This window comes from Rhizobium sp. Rhizsp42, from assembly GCF_047304155.1.
In the GTDB taxonomy this organism is placed as follows: Bacteria; Pseudomonadota; Alphaproteobacteria; order Rhizobiales; family Rhizobiaceae; genus Rhizobium.
Map to the genome: position 1 here is coordinate 1 of NZ_JBGLYS010000034.1, position 16617 is coordinate 16617.

The 16617-nt window shown below is 59.7% G+C and carries 14 protein-coding genes and 1 tRNA gene; 8 read left to right on the forward strand and 7 right to left on the reverse strand.

Going from position 1 to position 16617, the window contains the following annotated elements; all coding sequences use genetic code 11:
* Window positions 1-323 precede the first annotated feature (323 nt).
* Window positions 324-1469: an acyltransferase family protein gene (locus tag ACCD05_RS25150; protein ID WP_413396103.1), complete on the forward strand. Its 1146-nt coding sequence runs from the start codon at window positions 324-326 to the stop codon at window positions 1467-1469.
* Here the strand turns inward: ACCD05_RS25150 and ACCD05_RS25155 are convergent.
* Window positions 1466-2680: an ROK family transcriptional regulator gene (locus tag ACCD05_RS25155; protein WP_413396105.1), complete on the reverse strand. Its 1215-nt coding sequence runs from the start codon at window positions 2678-2680 to the stop codon at window positions 1466-1468. The genes ACCD05_RS25150 and ACCD05_RS25155 overlap by 4 nt on opposite strands.
* A gap of 229 nt (window positions 2681-2909) precedes the next feature.
* Between ACCD05_RS25155 and xylF the strand changes: the two genes are divergently transcribed.
* The 6 genes from xylF to ACCD05_RS25185 all read left to right on the forward strand — a co-directional run bounded on the left by xylF (window position 2910) and on the right by ACCD05_RS25185 (window position 10038).
* On the forward strand, window positions 2910-3950 hold the full coding sequence (gene xylF, locus ACCD05_RS25160) for a D-xylose ABC transporter substrate-binding protein (RefSeq protein WP_018897226.1): 1041 nt from the start codon (window positions 2910-2912) through the stop codon (window positions 3948-3950).
* Between the two features lie 252 nt (window positions 3951-4202).
* Entirely contained in the window at window positions 4203-5513 is a 1311-nt protein-coding gene (locus ACCD05_RS25165) for a sugar ABC transporter permease (RefSeq protein ID WP_413396108.1), read from the forward strand.
* Window positions 5514-5526: 13 nt separating this feature from the next.
* Complete coding sequence (locus ACCD05_RS25170; protein WP_026282772.1) at window positions 5527-6327, forward strand: ATP-binding cassette domain-containing protein; 801 nt, start codon at window positions 5527-5529, stop codon at window positions 6325-6327.
* Between the two features lie 132 nt (window positions 6328-6459).
* Window positions 6460-6536, forward strand: a tRNA-Arg gene (locus tag ACCD05_RS25175).
* An 823-nt stretch (window positions 6537-7359) separates the two neighbouring features.
* On the forward strand, window positions 7360-8415 hold the full coding sequence (locus ACCD05_RS25180) for a dsDNA nuclease domain-containing protein (RefSeq protein ID WP_413396110.1): 1056 nt from the start codon (window positions 7360-7362) through the stop codon (window positions 8413-8415).
* Between the two features lie 51 nt (window positions 8416-8466).
* Window positions 8467-10038, forward strand: a complete 1572-nt coding sequence (locus tag ACCD05_RS25185; protein WP_413396112.1) for a hypothetical protein — start codon at window positions 8467-8469, stop codon at window positions 10036-10038.
* A 235-nt stretch (window positions 10039-10273) separates the two neighbouring features.
* Here ACCD05_RS25185 and ACCD05_RS25190 read toward each other — a convergent pair whose 3' ends face one another.
* From ACCD05_RS25190 to ACCD05_RS25205, 4 genes are all read right to left on the reverse strand, one after another.
* On the reverse strand, window positions 10274-11020 hold the full coding sequence (locus tag ACCD05_RS25190; protein ID WP_413396114.1) for a glucose 1-dehydrogenase: 747 nt from the start codon (window positions 11018-11020) through the stop codon (window positions 10274-10276).
* Window positions 11017-11949, reverse strand: a complete 933-nt coding sequence (locus tag ACCD05_RS25195; protein ID WP_413396116.1) for an AraC family transcriptional regulator — start codon at window positions 11947-11949, stop codon at window positions 11017-11019. Before ACCD05_RS25195 ends, ACCD05_RS25190 begins: the two co-directional genes overlap by 4 nt.
* 24 nt (window positions 11950-11973) lie before the next feature.
* Window positions 11974-12741, reverse strand: coding sequence for an SDR family NAD(P)-dependent oxidoreductase (locus ACCD05_RS25200; RefSeq protein ID WP_413396117.1), 768 nt, complete (start codon window positions 12739-12741; stop codon window positions 11974-11976).
* Window positions 12742-12828: 87 nt separating this feature from the next.
* On the reverse strand, window positions 12829-13584 hold the full coding sequence (locus ACCD05_RS25205; RefSeq protein ID WP_413396119.1) for an SDR family oxidoreductase: 756 nt from the start codon (window positions 13582-13584) through the stop codon (window positions 12829-12831).
* Window positions 13585-13863: 279 nt separating this feature from the next.
* On the opposite strand from ACCD05_RS25205, the gene ACCD05_RS25210 reads away from it, so the two are divergent.
* Entirely contained in the window at window positions 13864-14823 is a 960-nt protein-coding gene (locus tag ACCD05_RS25210) for an AraC family transcriptional regulator N-terminal domain-containing protein (RefSeq protein ID WP_413396121.1), read from the forward strand.
* Window positions 14824-14898: 75 nt separating this feature from the next.
* Here ACCD05_RS25210 and ACCD05_RS25215 read toward each other — a convergent pair whose 3' ends face one another.
* Both ACCD05_RS25215 and ACCD05_RS25220 read right to left on the reverse strand, forming a co-directional pair.
* Window positions 14899-15564, reverse strand: a complete 666-nt coding sequence (locus tag ACCD05_RS25215) for a glutathione S-transferase family protein (RefSeq protein ID WP_413396123.1) — start codon at window positions 15562-15564, stop codon at window positions 14899-14901.
* Between the two features lie 12 nt (window positions 15565-15576).
* A complete protein-coding gene (locus ACCD05_RS25220) occupies window positions 15577-16593 on the reverse strand; it encodes a zinc-dependent alcohol dehydrogenase family protein (protein WP_413396125.1) in 1017 nt (338 codons plus the stop codon).
* Window positions 16594-16617: the final 24 nt, after the last annotated feature.

Genomic DNA, 16617 nt, shown 5'->3' on the forward strand with positions numbered 1-16617 from the left:
GATCAAGATCGGCTGACGGTTTTCTCCCGACCGAAAGCCACATAGGAGATGGCCGGGGCCCGACCCGGCCATTTCTCGTTTTTGCCTCCGGCGCCATTGCCGTCACGGCACCTACCCTCTGACGTCGCCTGTAACATTCGCCTGGCTCGATCACAAAACGCACCTTGGCGCGGTCCTCGCAAGTGCATTGCCTGCCTTTGTATATTAGCGAATTTTCCGTGCGTCCGGCGCATGTAACACTGCGCTAAATATCTAAATTAGCATTGGTTTCCTTCAGTTTTCGGGCCATTCATGCCACCTCCGACGAACTGGGTGACCAATAGATGGCGGAAATTTCGGGCTCTTCCGGGCGAATTGGCAGCCTCGATGGCTTGCGTGGCATCGCCGCTTTATGGGTGCTGATCGGGCACGCGATGTTGCTCACCGGATGGCACTTGCCGCTGATCGGCGACCCCGATCTCGGCGTCGATCTCTTCATCATGCTGTCCGGCTTCCTGATGGTGTTTCACTATCAGTTGCGCCAGGACAAGGAGCCGTGGTCGGAGATCTCGACATGGTCGAATTTCTGGACCCGCCGCTTCTTCCGCATCGCCCCGCTCTATTACGTGATGCTGGCGATCGCCATCGCGCTGGGCCCGGTCATCTTCAACAGCCGCATGGTGATCGACCACTTCCTTGGCGTGACGCCGCAGCTGCCCGAACGCTATCTCGACGGCAGCCTTGAGAACGTGCTGCTGCATGTGAGCTTCCTCTTCGGCCTCTCGCCCGCGCATGCCTTCCGCACGCCGCTGCCGGACTGGAGCATCAGCTTGGAAATGCAGTTCTACGCCGCCCTGCCCTTCCTGATGCTCTTCATCCACAGGCTCGGATGGCTGCGGGGGAGTATCGGCGTGGTTGTCGCCGGCGTCGCGATTGCCATGGCGCTCCGCCTTGTCGGCATCAACTTCCCGATGCCGGCCTTCCTGCCGCTGAAGATGCACGTCTTCGCATCAGGCATGCTGCTCGCCGGCGCGCTCAATGCCCGAAGCGGAAGAGCCTTCGCTCACTTCCTCCTGGCGCTGGCCTTCGTAGCGATCCCGATCGGCGGCGGCATGACCGTCATGCGCGAGGTCGTGCGCCTCGGGCTCGTTGTCGCCTTCTTCGCGCTGATCTTCCACGCCCATCTGCCGCGCCCGCTGGCAAACCCGCTGAACCGGATTTCCGATTTCATGGGCAACAGGTTCTGCCACGAGCTCGGCGAACTCTCCTTCGGCGCCTATCTGATCCACCTGCTGGTCATGCAGCCCGTCATTGCCTACCTCATCAAGGCGCATGGCCACGACATCAGCGACTTCCAGCGCTTTCTGCTCTCCATCGTCATCACCATCCCGATCGTTTATGCGCTTTCGGCGGTCGGTCACAGGTTCATCGAGATGCAGGGACAGAAGATCGGCAGGACGCTCACCCGGCGTCGGGCGTCGGCAGCTTAGCCGAACCCGCCCTGGACGATGTCGCCGTCGATGACGGATAGTGCCCGGTTGAGATGCCCCTCGAACACCAGGAGCGGCTCGTCGAACACGACGCGCAGTTCGGGCATGCCCTGCATCCTGACCATGTGCGACTGGGCAAGCCCCTCCTCTATCCCCGGCCGCAGCAGATCGTAGTAGCGCGTGCCGGGCCCGGTGATCGCGACCGGCATCCGCTCGGTGAGGCTGAGCAGCCGCGACAGCCCGTTTCCGAGCGCCAGCCCCGCCTGCCGGAAGGCAAAGGCCGACATCCGGTGCCCCTGCCGCGCCCGCGACGCGATCTTGTCGAGTTCGCCGACGGGCACGAACTTCGCCGGGATCGTATCGTCAGGCACTTCGAAGGCCATGCGCAGGATCGCGTAGAACCCGGCATAGGCCTCGATACACCCTCTGCTCCCGCACCGACATAGCCCACCATTGGCCACATGCAGCATGTGCCCGAAGTTGGGAGCCGAAATCTCCCGCTCCGCCGGCCCCGCATTGCGGACGATCCCGAGCCCGATGCTGTGACCCAGCGACAAGGCCGCCAGCGACCGCAACCCGTCTGGATTGCCCGCATCCTCGCGCGCGCCAAGCGCTGCGGCAACCAGCAGCGTCTCGTTGTCGAGGATGATCTTCGCCTGCCACGCAGGCCTCAGCGCCGCCTCGAAATCGATCCGATCGCTGCCGAAGATCGGCGACCAAAGGAGCACGGCATCATCCGAGCTCACCAGCCCCTTGCTGCTGATCGAGATCAGCTTGATCTTGTCCCGCGATAGCCGCGAGCGCTCGAGCAGCCGCTCCAGCCCCTCACCAACAGCATCCGCGAATCGAGCCGCGCCATCGGGATCGTGCGAGCGGTCCTCGCCGAACCGGTCGATCAGCGTGCCGGCGTAATCCACCAGCGAATATTGCACGCCATCCGACGAAATGATGACGACGATCAGATAGCCGCTGTCGCGTCGCGGGCGAAACTGCACGCGCGGCCGCCCCCTGCCGCTCGCCGCCTGCTGCTCGGATTTCTCGATCACCTCGCCCTTCTCGAGATCGGCGGTGATCGCCGAAATCGTGGCTGAGGAAAGTCCGGTGAAATCAGCTATTTCGGTATGGGAGAGCGCGCCATGACGCCTCAATGCGGCAAGCACCAGCACGCTGTTGCGCTGGCGCACCAGTTCCGTGCTCGATCTGGTCAGCATGAAGGCCGCCCTATTCCCGCGTGCATTCCACCCCTCGTTCACACCGCATCTCCAACAACCTCCACGTGAGAGATCATTCACAGGTAGTGCGGTGTTGACAGTTGAAAAAATCTCTGACACTTAATTTCTCGACTGTCGAGAAAATAATGAAAACCTTTCCCGACAGCACATCGCGGCGGCCGGAGGAACCACTGGCTGGGGCTGGCCGCATTCTATTCGGGAGGATATTATGAAGCATGTTTTGAAGCTGATGGCAGGTGCTGCCATCCTCGTATCGGTGCATACCGCCGCAATGGCAGCAGACCTCGTTGTCGGCGTGTCATGGTCCAACTTCCAGGAAGAGCGTTGGAAGACCGACGAAGCCGCCATCAAGAAGGCGCTTGAAGCCAAGGGCGCCAAGTACATCTCCGCAGACGCCCAGTCGTCCGCAGCAAAGCAGCTGACCGACGTTGAATCGCTGATCTCGCAGGGTGCCAACGCCCTCATCGTTCTCGCTCAAGACTCGGACGCAATCGGCCCGGCCATCGAAAAGGCCGCCGCTGAAGGCATTCCGGTCGTCGGCTACGACCGCCTGATCGAAAACCCGGCTGCCTTCTACATCACCTTCGACAACAAGGAAGTCGGCCGCCTGCAGGCTGAAGGCGTGTTCAAGGTCAAGCCGGAAGGCAACTACGTCTTCATCAAGGGCTCGTCTTCCGACCCGAACGCGGACTTCCTGTTCGCCGGCCAGATGGAAGTCCTGAAGGCTGCCGTTGACGCGGGCAAGATCAAGAACGTCGGCGAAGCCTACACCGACGGCTGGCTGCCGCAGAACGCCCAGCGCAACATGGAACAGTTCCTGACCGCCAACAACAACAAGGTCGACGCCGTTGTTGCTTCCAACGACGGCACGGCCGGCGGCGCGGTTGCTGCTCTCGATGCACAGGGCATGGCAGGCACCGTTCCGGTCTCCGGCCAGGATGCCGACAAGGCAGCGCTCAACCGCATCGCGCTCGGCACCCAGACGGTTTCCGTCTGGAAGGACAGCCGCGAACTCGGCAAGCGCGCTGCTGAAATCGCGCTCGACCTCGCCGGCGGCAAGACCATGGACAAGATCGACGGCGTAACCGCCTTCGAAGGCGGTCCGAAGAAGGTGAAGATGCAGTCCATCTTCCTGAAGCCGCAGGCGATCACCAAGGACAACCTGAACGTCGTCATCGACGCAGGCTGGATCACCAAGGCTGAAGCTTGCCAGGGCGTAAAGGCCGGCAGCGTCAAGGCTTGCGACTAATCCTCGCCAGCTGAGCCAACACACCGGCGCCGTGGCGATCTCGCCGCGGCGCCGGATGCGGATGGAGCCTCAATGAAGCGCTCCCCGCCTCGCAACGCACCGCGAACGCTTTGATTCCCTGCCGCAACGATGCCGCGCCCCACGCGGCCGCTTCGGAAGTCTCTCGGTGGTCGATTTGAAGAACAGGGCACCTCGGCAAGGGCTTTCGGGCGCCCGCGCCAGAGCCCAAACAATGGGGGAAACGGCAAACCCATGGCAAACATCACGCAATCCTCATCGAGCCATCCGCGCTCGGCGGAGGGTAATCCTTTCACGCGCTTCCTGCGCGCCACCGAGATCGACACGCGCCTGCTCGGCATGGTCGCGGCACTTCTGGTCATCTGGATCGGCTTTCATCTCTACACCGGCGGGCTGTTTCTGACGCCGCGCAACCTCTGGAACCTCTCGGTCCAGACCACCGAGATCGCGGTTCTCGCGACCGGCATGGTGCTCGTCATCGTCACCCGCAACATCGACCTTTCCATCGGCTCGATGCTCGGCCTCGTCGCCATGATCATGGGCGTCGTCCAGGCGAAGTTCCTGCCGCAATATCTCGGCTTCGACAATTCCTGGACCTGGCTGATCACGCTCATCTGTGGCCTGATCGCCGGCACGCTGATCGGTCTCTTCCAGGGCGTCATCATCGCCTTCCTCGGCGTCCCCTCCTTCATCGTCACGCTCGGCGGCTTCCTCGCCTGGCGCGGTCTTGCCTGGTACGTCACATCGGGCCAAACGGTCGCCCCCCTCGACACCACCTTCCGCATCATGGGCGGCGGTGCCGAAGGCTCCGTCGGCGCCACATGGAGCTGGATCATCGGGTTGATCGCCTGCGTGCTGATCATCGTCGGCATCATCAGCTCGCGCCACCAGCGCAAGCGCTTCAACTTCCCCCGCCGGCCGCTCTGGGCCGAGTATTTCCTGGTTGTTCTCGGCTGCGCGCTGGTGCTCGGCGCCATCTGGGTCTCGACCATCTATTACTGGCCTGTCGCGATCGCCAAGAAATACGCAGAAGCCAACGCCATCGCCTGGCCGGAAGCGGGGCTCTTCATCTCCTACGGTATCGCCGTGCCTGTCCTGATCGCCGTTCTCGTCGGCATCGTCATGACCTTCATCGCCACCCGCCTGCGCTTCGGCCGCTATGTCTTCGCGATCGGCGGCAACCCTGAAGCAGCCGAACTCGCCGGCATCAAGACCCGCTGGGTCACGGTGCGCATCTTCGCGCTGATGGGCTTCCTGGCAGCCGTTGCCGCAGCGATCTCCACCGCCCGCCTCAACGCCGCCGCCAACTCTCAAGGCACGACCTACGAGCTCTACACCATCGCGGCAGCCGTCATCGGCGGCACGTCGCTTGCCGGCGGCACCGGCACGATCGCCGGCGCCATGCTCGGCGCGCTCGTCATGCAGTCGCTGCAGTCGGGCATGGGTCTCGCAAACGTCGATACCCCCATACAGAACGTCGTCGTGGGCGCGGTTCTCGTCGTTGCCGTCTGGCTCGACACCGTCTATCGCTCGCGGTCGAAGTAAGAGGAGCCTGGATATGACTGATCAACGCACTTCCCCAAGCCCGAACACTCCTCTCGTGGAACTGAAGAACATCTCGATCTCGTTTGGCGGCATCCACGCCGTGGACAATGCCTCGGTCGATCTCTACCCCGGCGAAGTCGTCGCCCTTCTCGGCCATAACGGCGCCGGCAAGTCGACGCTCATCAAGATCCTCTCGGGCGCCTACAAGCGCGACAGCGGCGAGATCATGATCGACGGCGAACCCGCCGATATCAAGAACCCGCGCGACGCCAAGAAATACGGCATCGAGACAATCTACCAGACGCTTGCCGTCGCCGATAACGTCGACGCTGCCGCCAACCTCTATCTGGGCCGCGAGATCCGCACCAAGTGGGGGACGCTCGACGACGTCGCCATGGAAGCCTCCACCCGCGAGGTGATGGGCCGCCTCAACCCCAACTTCCGCCGCTTCAAGGAGCCGGTGAAGGCGCTCTCGGGCGGCCAGAGGCAATCGGTGGCGATCGCCCGCGCCATCCTCTTCAACGCCCGCATCCTGATCATGGACGAGCCCACGGCAGCGCTTGGGCCGCAGGAGACCGCGCAGGTGGGCGAGCTGATCAAGCAGTTGAAGAAGGAAGGCATCGGCATCTTCCTGATCAGCCACGACATCCACGACGTCTTCGACCTCGCCGACCGCGTCTCCGTCATGAAGAACGGCCAGGTGGTGGGCCACGCCCGCACCGAGGACGTAACCAAGGACGAGGTGCTCGGCATGATCATCCTCGGCAAGGTCCCGCCCAAAGCCATCCCCGGCCCCGGCGCCATGCAGGTCTGATCGAGCAAACCACAACAAGGAAGGTCCGCCGATCGACAGAACGGCGGACTTTTCATTTTGGTGATTGAAGCCGGCCAAAAGCTAGGCTAAGAACCACCCATCGGACAGGCGATTCAAACCCGCCTCAGGCATGCACCCGTAGCTCAGCTGGATAGAGTGTTGGATTCCGATTCCAAAGGTCACAGGTTCGAATCCTGTCGGGTGCGCCATTTTTCTCGGTCTGTGTCGCCACATAAACGCGGACTGACGCCACCGCTTCGCGGATTCTCGACACCATAATCGCGAACTGAACCACCCCAAGGCGCCATTTTCAGCAAAAACCAGCAACTTTAGTACCTCTCGCAGGAATGTCCGCGAGACCCAACTGACGATCAGGCCTGGCGGACAGTGTGTCACAGGGCGCCGCAAGCAAGAAGTCGGCGGGCTCCGTCGCTGCAGTGCCAGCGTAGCTCCATCCAATCATCGACCAATAGCGCTCTCGCCTTTCCCAGCGCTTGGGCACCCTCGCGGCTTAAACGCACCTCACAAATGTTGACAACGTCCAAAAAGACGCCAAAAGAGGCGTCATACGCTTCGCGATGGTTTATGGTATATAAACAGTTAATGCCGTCGAAAACGCCATGGATCGCCCGAAATCCAATTGTATAGCGTTCTATTGCAGCACTTTTCGGCTAAAGTCTGAAAGCAACGCCGTTGTAAATAAGAGTATTTACGATTTATATAGTGAGTATAAATCTTCCAATATTCTTCAGATGGTCGGATATACGAAGTTAATACAATGGTGGCGCATCGTCCTCATGGATTCACGACGTTCCCTTGAGGTGCCGTCGGTAAACTGTCAGCGTGTAATCAGGACTCGGTCCTGTCGCAGCAATTAGTTGAATCTTTCCCGGCACTAATTTGAATCCTTGCTTCATTTACCGGGACGAGGATGGAGAGCTATCGCAATGGACCCTGACATCTCCCCATCCTCTGCAAACTAATGTAACACAACCCAAGCGGTATGCTTTGATTCGCCCTCCAGGGAACGCGATGAACCTGACTGAAGATCTGACGCGCGTACCGGAGCGAGAGACGGGCGGGAAGACTGCCCAAGAGCGCCTCGACTATCAAACGGCTTGGGGCTTGCTGAAGTTGCTCGAGCTACATGAGAAGGGCCGCGGCTACGCTGTGGCGTTCGAATTTCACGACGATATCGCAGAACTCGATGACATAAGTGCACCAAAGGTCATCAACTTTTACCAAGTGAAGACCACCAAGTCCGGAAGCTGGAGCCTTGCTCAGATCGCTCAGCTCAGGGGGAAAACGCAGGGATCGAAGTCATCCTACGCTGGCAGGATGTTCGACAATCTCGTCCGGTTCGGAAACGCCGTGAGCAAAGTCTCGTTCGTCACCAATCGGCCCCTAACAGACTATCCGAGTGCGGTCGGCGAGGTGCCGATGTCAGGGGCGGATGCCAAAAAGTTGAAAAAATTCGTCAGCGCTCTCAAACTCGAATGCCCGCGGTTTGACGAGCATGCACACCTCCCACTCTACGGTTTTCTGGAGTGCGGGCTCGACCTCCAGCGTTTCGAAGAGACCCTTTTAGGGGAAACGACGCTGTTTCTTGAACGAATGATCGGTGGTGGCGAGCACGCGAGGATCTTCCATCTGATGCTCTCTGACGAATGCCGCCGGAAATCGAGACGGCTCTCCGACCTAGCGAGCCTCGATGAGCTTCTCCGATCGAAGTTCCTGACGCGCGAGGACATAGATAGCCGATTGGCGTCATTCAAACGACGGCGCGACAATAGACCAGCATGGTCTTCTGTCTCCGGCCACCTTCATCTTCCCTGGCGGGAAGAGATGGCGCTCGAGAGAGCTTGGAGGGCCTACGAAACGCGCAGGCTGGCTAGAGTGAACGCATCCATGTTCGCATTCGAGGAGAAGTTGCGAAACGCGGTTGCGGACACAGTGAATTCGGCCCAGACTTTGATGCAAGGCGTGAGCGCGGCACTCGCAGTTGCCAGACCACTGGTGGAAGAAGCGTTCGGGCCCGTTGACGACGATTTCGTGAAGGCGGCCATCCTCTACGAGTACCAGCGATGAATGAAACCGATAAATTCAAGCTCCTGATCCGGAACCTAAGAAAAAGAAACCATGAAAAGCTTGCGCTTCAAAAGGATCGAGTTGCTGTCCCTGTCAGAGGAGAAAGGCAGGACGTTCGAGTTTCATCCCAAGCTGACGGTGATAACGATCGACAAGACCTCGTATTCGATTGTCCGAAGCAGGGACACCTATGGTGTCTTTTCGGCAAGTGGCGCTCTCTTGTTTGCGACCACTGCAGTCACGTCGGAGCTTGGGCCTTACATCGCATCTCTGCTCGACTTCGGACTCGTGCTTTCCAACAGGGATCGTCAGCCTGAAATCCCGCCCCCGGCGTTCGCATTCCTCCCGTTTTACGTAAACCAAGAAGGCGGTTGGGAAAGACCTTTCAATTCCTTCGATTATCTCGGCCAGTATCAGGACTGGAGGCGCTCGGTCATCGATTATCACTCCGGCATCCTTGGCAACGATTATTACAAAGCAGCAGCAGAGAAACGCCAGATCGCGAACGACAGGGAAGAGACCCAACGAGATCGGAAGGCGCTTGGCAAGGCGGCGGAAAAGCTGCGGATGCAGGTCGAGGCGTCTGGGCTCGAATTGTCGATCCAAGGCCACGAGGAGTCCATCGACAACCTACTCGTGCGCCTGAAAAGCCTCAGGGACACGCGCCTCAAGCGAGCGGCCGCTCTAGCTGACGTGCTTGACAGGCGGCAATTGCTCGATGACCAGATTTCGATTGTCAAGAAGGCCGCCGACGAACTCCGCGATGATGCCTCGTTCGCTGCAAACCTTGAGGTCGATCAAGTGATGTGCCCTACCTGCGGCACAATGCATGCAAACGACTTCTCCACACGCTTCGGGATCCTGGACGACAGGGAAGCTTGCTTTGAATTTCTTTCGGATGGCTGGGACAAACTCCACAAGCTGGCGGATGAGGCAAGGAGGGCCGAAGTCGAGCTACGGGAGACTGATGCGAGCCTTACCGAGATTGAAGCCCTTCTCGACGCCAAGCGAGGTGACGTTACTCTGCGGGAGGTGATCGATGCCGCAGGCAAGCAGACGGCTACAATAGTTTTCGATGAGCAGGTCGCCGAATTGGATCGGAGGATCGGAGAACTGATCGCGGGAGAGAGAGCGATCGACGAACGCCTTGCGGCTCTAAAAGATCCGGCGCTGCGACGGAAGATCGAGCTGTTCTATGCAGAACTGATGCTGAGATACCTTAGAACACTGGACGTCTCCAACATCGACCACGAAGAAGCGGCAAAGCTTGATGGTCGAATTGTCGAGACTGGTAGCGACCAACCCCGCGCAGTTCTCGCATACTTCCTGTCGTTCGTTCGGACTATGCAGCAATTTGAGGGATCATTCCTAGCGCCGCTGGTCATCGATAGCCCCAACCAGCAAGATCAGGATTCTGTCAATGTGAGGGCCATGATCGATCTGATCATCGATGAGCGCCCGAGCGACACCCAGGTGATCCTTGCGACCGTTTCGATGCATGGTGCGACCGTCGGCGATGGGCAAACCATTGAGCTGATCGAGAAATCATCGCTGCTCCGCGAAAGTGAGTATGAGGTCGTGCGGATGTCCATGGAGACCTATCTCGAACAGATCGTTCGCTGAAGCCCTTCAACACTCAGTGGACGGCGTCTCACTGAAGACCTTGGCGCACCGCGCCCGTCCAGACACTAACCAAGAATAGCTTGTGACAGGCTCCACGTGTAGATCGCAAACCTCAGCGCACAGCATGGGGGCTGGTTCCGTTCGCGCTTCGGCGATTGTGGCGGGAGAGAATCCCGCCACACTGAACCTGATCGTGCCGTAGCTCATCAAGGTCATGCGGAAGACGGACCTCAAACTATGGAAGGCTCCAACCGCCATCGATCACAAGTTCCGATCCCGTGACGTATCGTGCCTCGTCTGATGCCAAGTACAGTGCGCCATTGGCAATATCGAGGGGCTTTCCGGCGACGCCCATTGGCACCAGCGCAAGAACCGCGGCATTCTGTTCTTCGGTCAAGTTCTCCATGGCCGGGGTCTCCGTATCGCCAGGGTAGATCGAATTTACTCGCACACCACTCTTCGCGAACTCGAGCGCAGACGCCTTGCTGAGCATGCGGACGCCGCCCTTTGATGCATGGTAGGCACTGTACCCGGTTGTGGCGACGAGCCCGTATAGCGAAGCGATGTTGACGATCGAGGCGTTCCCAGTCTTCAGCATTTCTTCCATGGGCACCTTCATGCCGAGAAAGGTGCCTGTCAAATTGACTGCAAGTAGCTTGTTCCAGTCTTCGAGCGTCGTCCCCATCAACCCAGCCGCATTGAATATCGCGGCATTGTTGACCACCGTCGTGAGCCTTCCGTACTCCTTCAAGGCAACGGAGACCGCATCCGACCAGGCTTGCTCGCTGGTGACATCGAGCTTTTGGAAAGTAGCCTGATCGCCGCGAGAACGGATCCTGTCGGCGACGGCCTCTCCAATATCGAGAACATCCGCAACCACTACCGCCGCACCTTCTGCGGCAAACCTGTCTGCAATCCCCTCGCCGATCCCGCGAGCGGCACCTGTGACGATGGCGACTTTTCCTTCGAGTCTGCGTGTCATTTCAAATCTCCTTTCAGATATCGGGGCATGCTTTTCACACTCGTCATTGGCGGCACCCCGAAGAGCCGCCTGTATTCACGGTTGAACTGATTGGCGCTTGAATAGCCGACCTGCCTCGCCGCCTCGCTGGCCTGCACCTGTGCGGTCAACAAGAGCTGCCGTGCTTCGCTAAGACGAAGAAACTGCTGGAACTGAAGCGGCGTCGTGCTTGTCAGGCTCCGAAAGTGGTGGTGCAGCGAAGAGGGCGACCAGCCGCAATAGGTAGCCAGATCGGAAATCACCAGCTGCTGACGGAACCGTTCGCCGATGTACTTGATCGCCCGATACACCCGATTGACGTGACTGCCATCTACAGCCAGCTGATGCAGGCCAGTCCCGAGGGTGTCTCCAAGGAGGCGGACTAACAGCTCTTTCCGGATAAGCTCGACGAGGGCGGCGGCTGGATGATCCTCGCCCGATAGCCCCAACATGCGAGTGAGACAGTCGAGCATCCACGCAGGCGCGTCGGCAGCCAACGATATCGACGAGGACGTGTCCGACACCCTCCCCGTCAGATCTGATCGAACCTGTTCCAGCAGGTCGGTGTCGATAATCGCTTCGACAGCAAGATATCGCTCGTCGCCGCCCGCCGTCGACAAGTCGACGGTCACAGGCAAAGGCAACGAAGTGACCAGGAGTCCGAAGCCCCTGATGGTGAAGGACGAACTGCCGATGGTCATCTGCCTCAAGCCTTGAACTACGAGAGTGATTGAAGGCTGAAGGACTCGGCCAATCCTGAAGGCGGACTCTTTCTCTCGTACGACCCTGAGGCCGGGTACGGCTTCGTCGAATCCTTGATCTCCGGCGGGCCACTGTTGTACGGCATCCAGCAGAGCCTGCCGGACGCCCCTGGCCTCAGCGGAGACTGGCTTTTGCGATCTGCCCGACATGGAAGCCTCCCGGGTAGTCCACGGTTACATCCTGTTCCCGGGAATTGCGTAGCCACCGTCGACAAGAAGGCTTTGTCCAGTCACAAACCCGGACGCTGGAGAGCAGAGCCATACTGCCGCCTCCGCCGTCTCTTCCGCTGTTCCCAGCCTTTTCATGGGGGTCTGTGCAATCAAGGCCGACAGCGTGTCGGCTTCCGTGCTGGACGAGGTCATCGGGGTATCGATGACGCCCGGTGCCACGTTATTGATCCGGATCCCGTGTTCGGACAGTTCGAACGTCAAGGACCTCGCAAGCGCGTCCATCCCAGCCTTGGTCATCGAGTAGAGACCTGACCCTCGCAATGCGCCCTGCGACAGCCAAGAGGACGTATTCACGATCGCGCCACCGTCACCTTGACGCATCATCTGGGCCACTTCCGCCCTGATGCAGTGCCATGTGCCGCGCAGGTTTATGCCGATTGTCTTGTCGAAGTCGTCGCCGGAGAGATCACCGATCGGCGCCCACCTTCCGATGACGCCAGCATTGTTGAAGGCCACATCCACACGTCCGAACTCGGCCACGGTCTTTTGAACCATTGCGTCGACCTGTTCCGGGTCTCCGATATCCGCCGATATACCTAAAGCCTTTCCGCCAGAGGAGCGTATTTCCTGCACCACAGCATCGACTTCGGGCATGCGCCGCGCGACCACGGCAACACGAGCGCCTCGTCTTGCGAAAATGTGCGCCGCCGCACGTCCGATACCGGAATTGCCACCAGTCACGATGACGACCTTGTTCTCGAAATCCTGCATTGTTCTTCTCCTTGGAGCTGCGCACCCAGCCGACCTCGTCCGTCGGCCGGGTGTTGCTGATTTGGGAAACGAGGGAGACTGATCAGCTTAGGGCTGGTCGGTCGGCCGCACGACGATCTCATTGATGGCGACGCGACGGGGGTTCGTGACGATGAACGAGACGGCCTCGGCAATGTCCTCCGCGTGAAGGCGCTCAACTTCGCCAAACATCGCCTTGAACCCGTCCCACTGACCCTTGGCGTCCCAAAGTCCGGTCGCGGTCGCACCCGGCTCGATCACCGAGAAACGGATAGACTGGCGGGTGAACTCCTGGCGCCAAGCCTCGGTCGCCGCTGTGACGGCGAACTTCGTGGCGTTGTAGATGGCAACCTGTGCAGCGGCGAAGCGACCAGCAACCGACGAGATGTTCACCACGTCCACGACCTTGCGCGGGCTGTCCGACACCGCCTTCGCGAGATGCGGGAGGGCTGCCTTCGTGACATACATCAGGCCTCGAAGATTGACGTCCACCATCGCATCCCAGTCCTGTAGAGGGCTTTCTATGGAAGGACCGTTGAGCATCACGCCAGCTGCGTTGACAAGGGTGTCGAGACGACCGAACCGCTCGATCGTCTGCTGGATAATCCGTTCGGCTTCAGCGTTCGTGCGCAGATCCGCCTCAATCGGAAGCGCCTCGCCTCCCGCCGCCGCGATCTTTTCCGCCACTTCGCGAAGGCGTCCGGCATTGCGGCCGACGAGTACGACATGGGCGCCCGCGTCAGACAGACGGATGGCGGTCGCTTGACCGATCCCGCTGGAAGCTCCAGTCACAAGGGCTACGGTGTTTTTCAGCGATTCAGACATTGGATTGCTCCTTGTTGATGATGGTCTGATGCGAAAGCTGCGACCAATCCGTGGATTCGCCCTGCCTCGCGTCGAGACCAAACTAGAAGGAGCCGGGACTGCAGCGTGACGCTGATCGTTCCCAATTATTGCCTGATCCTCTTGGCAGCGACGAATTCCCGGCGAGGCCTCGGCACGGCAGCACTTCCGACGCATCATCTTGTCGCGAGAGGGCTCTGTGCGACTACAAAGCCTTGAAGACAACGTCGAAGTACTTATGTGTTCGGCAGGAGAGCGGACATGGACCTCAGAAACAGCGACGAAACCAGAAACCTTCGGGAGCAATCCGCTGGCGTTCGATCCCGCATAGGCAACCTGATCCTGAGACGGATCGGAGATCTGGAAGAACTTAATACCGATATCGATGGTCTTGCTTTGGTAAAGCGAGACCACCCTATTCCCCCGACCCCCTATCTGTATGAGCCGTCGCTTGCGATGATCATGCAGGGCAGCAAGCACGTCGTGCTGGGGGATTCGTCGTTTTCCTATGACGAGTCCCACTTCCTTCTGACGGCGATGAACCTGCCGACGATCACCCGGGTTGTGGAGGCGACACCGGAACGCCCTTATCTGTCGATCGTATTGAAACTGGACTTGGTCGCCGCCAAGGAGATCATGGCCGATCTCGATCTTGACGGCCTCTCGAATGAGGACGAGGGTACGGCCATGGCCATTGGCCCCGCAGTGCCAGAGCTGTTCGATGCAGTCGAGCGCCTGTTGGGGCTACTCGACAGGCCGAAGGAGATCGGCATCATGTCCGGCCTTATTCAACGGGAACTCCTGTTCCGGCTGTTGACCAGTCCGACTGGCGGCAGACTTCGCCAAATCGTGCGTATCGGGACCGAAGGGAACCGGGTTGCCAAAGCGATAACGTGGCTGCGTGAAAACTACGCCTCCCCCCTCAAGGTCGCCGCTCTTGCCGACCATTGCAGCATGGGCGTTTCGACGCTGCACCATCACTTCAGGGTGCTTACCGCCATGAGTCCACTACAGTTCCAGAAAAGCCTTCGGCTTCACGAAGCCCGCCGCATGCTGGTCTGCGACAACGTGGATGCGGGCACGGCGGCTCTTGAAGTCGGGTATGAGAGCGTAACGCAATTCAATCGGGAATATCGCCGCATGTTCGGTGCGCCGCCGATCCGCGATGCGCGGTCGGTACGGGCAAGCACGCCTGCCACTGCAACTGCGATGCATTTCTAGCACGGGGTTTCCACCATCGCGAAAAGTCGCAAAGGTGAACATGCGCGGGCGTAAGTAACGCCCGCGCATGTAACATCAGTTTTCGAACCGCCCTGGCAACGGTGACATCATCTGTTTGCTCGCCTCGCGCGCCGACATCCGCGCGAACCACGCGGCGACGTTCTGTCGTCCGGGAGGGTTCAACCATGGGATAAGCCCTATCATTGCGCCCATGAAGCCGTAGAGAAGAATATCGGCCATGGTGATCCGGTCGCCCGCTATGAACTCCCTTCCCTCAAGATCGTCGTCGAGCTGGTTCAGACCAGTCTCCGCGAGGATGCGATTGTTCCGCATCGCCTCCGGAAACAGGACGCGATTGCTTCTGTAGAACCCTTCGGCGGCCTCGGTTCCCCGCCACCAGGTGACGAAAGGCTGGCATATCCCGAGATCAACTCGTCTGACCCACATCTGAATCTCGGCCCGTTCTTCTGGGGTCCCGCCGAAAAGCGAGCGCCCGTCCCGAGCAACCTGGTCGAGATATCCGCAAATCGCGGTGATTTCCGTAATCACCCGGCCGTCGTCGAGACGAAGCGCAGGGACTTCACCACGCGCGTTGACTGTCGTCCGGTATTCCTTGGCACGGTTCGCGAGGTTCGCCAGATCGATCGTGACCACGTCAAGGGACAGGCCGCCACGCTCCATGACGAAGAGCCGAACCGTAACCGGGTTCGGACCCGGAGCATTTGCATCGTAGAGTATCATCGGAACGCTCCCTTACTCACCGGAAATGCTGACGACGATCTTGCCGAAGGTTTCGGGCGACAGCTGCGCACGGTAGGCGTCCCTCACCTCCGAGAATCCGAAAGTCTTGTGGATCGTTGGCTTGAGACCGTGCTCATCGATGAACCTGAATGCTTCCACCTGCTGTTCCCTGCTGCCGACAGGAACGCCATGGATATTGACGCCCTTGGCATAGAACTGGCCCGGATCGATGGCTTCACCGAAGGACATGAGACCGACCATCCCGATGTCGCCACCATAGGCCAGCGCTGCGATACTCTGGTTGATAGAACCGAAGCCCGCCGTATCGACGATCTTGTCCACGCCTCCCGTTGAAGCGTAGATCGTACGCCCCCAGTCGTTGTCGTTCTTGTAGTCGAAAATCTGTGAGACACCCATGGAGACAAGCCTGCCGTGCTTGTCGGGCTGGCTGGTCGTCGCGAAGACGAATGCGCCCATTGCCCGGGCGAAGGAGATGGCAAACAGCGAGACACCCCCGGTACCAAGTGCCAGAACCTTCTGACCCGACTGCACCGGGTTCGCCTGCTGAAGTGCGTTCCACGCCGTTATGGCGGCACACGGCAGCGTCGCGGCCTCCTCCAGCCCAAGGCTGTCGGGAGCTCGGGTCAGACGTTCAGACTTCAGGACAACGTACTCGGCGAGAACCCCGTGCTCGTCGATCGAGCCGAGACCCAGTCCGATATCTTCGTTAGGTGGCCATGTGAGGAAATTGCGAAGATAGACGGTCGCAACGCGGTCGCCAGCTTTCCACTCCGTCACTCCGTCACCGACAGCATCCACGACACCTGCGCCATCCGAGACAGGCACCAGGTCTATCGGCTTCCTCCATGGGCCGTCGGCACCCGACAGGATGAGATGGTCGCGGTAATTCAGCGCCGCAGCCACCATTCTAACACGAACCTCTCCCGGCCCCGGCTGCGGCATTTCTGCCGTTTCCTCGACCAGTCCTTCGACGGTGCTCGCACCTGATTTCAATACCCAACGCTTCATCGTGCAATCCTTGCTTGGTTACGA

Coding starts and splice junctions, on each gene's coding strand:
- ACCD05_RS25150 (WP_413396103.1), top strand. CDS start 324: ATGGCGGAAATTTCGGGCTCTTCCGGGCGAATTGGCAGCCTCGATGGC.
- ACCD05_RS25155 (WP_413396105.1), bottom strand. CDS start 2,680: ATGCTGACCAGATCGAGCACGGAACTGGTGCGCCAGCGCAACAGCGTG.
- xylF (WP_018897226.1), top strand. CDS start 2,910: ATGAAGCATGTTTTGAAGCTGATGGCAGGTGCTGCCATCCTCGTATCG.
- ACCD05_RS25165 (WP_413396108.1), top strand. CDS start 4,203: ATGGCAAACATCACGCAATCCTCATCGAGCCATCCGCGCTCGGCGGAG.
- ACCD05_RS25170 (WP_026282772.1), top strand. CDS start 5,527: ATGACTGATCAACGCACTTCCCCAAGCCCGAACACTCCTCTCGTGGAA.
- ACCD05_RS25180 (WP_413396110.1), top strand. CDS start 7,360: ATGAACCTGACTGAAGATCTGACGCGCGTACCGGAGCGAGAGACGGGC.
- ACCD05_RS25185 (WP_413396112.1), top strand. CDS start 8,467: ATGAAAAGCTTGCGCTTCAAAAGGATCGAGTTGCTGTCCCTGTCAGAG.
- ACCD05_RS25190 (WP_413396114.1), bottom strand. CDS start 11,020: ATGACACGCAGACTCGAAGGAAAAGTCGCCATCGTCACAGGTGCCGCT.
- ACCD05_RS25195 (WP_413396116.1), bottom strand. CDS start 11,949: ATGTCGGGCAGATCGCAAAAGCCAGTCTCCGCTGAGGCCAGGGGCGTC.
- ACCD05_RS25200 (WP_413396117.1), bottom strand. CDS start 12,741: ATGCAGGATTTCGAGAACAAGGTCGTCATCGTGACTGGTGGCAATTCC.
- ACCD05_RS25205 (WP_413396119.1), bottom strand. CDS start 13,584: ATGTCTGAATCGCTGAAAAACACCGTAGCCCTTGTGACTGGAGCTTCC.
- ACCD05_RS25210 (WP_413396121.1), top strand. CDS start 13,864: ATGGACCTCAGAAACAGCGACGAAACCAGAAACCTTCGGGAGCAATCC.
- ACCD05_RS25215 (WP_413396123.1), bottom strand. CDS start 15,564: ATGATACTCTACGATGCAAATGCTCCGGGTCCGAACCCGGTTACGGTT.
- ACCD05_RS25220 (WP_413396125.1), bottom strand. CDS start 16,593: ATGAAGCGTTGGGTATTGAAATCAGGTGCGAGCACCGTCGAAGGACTG.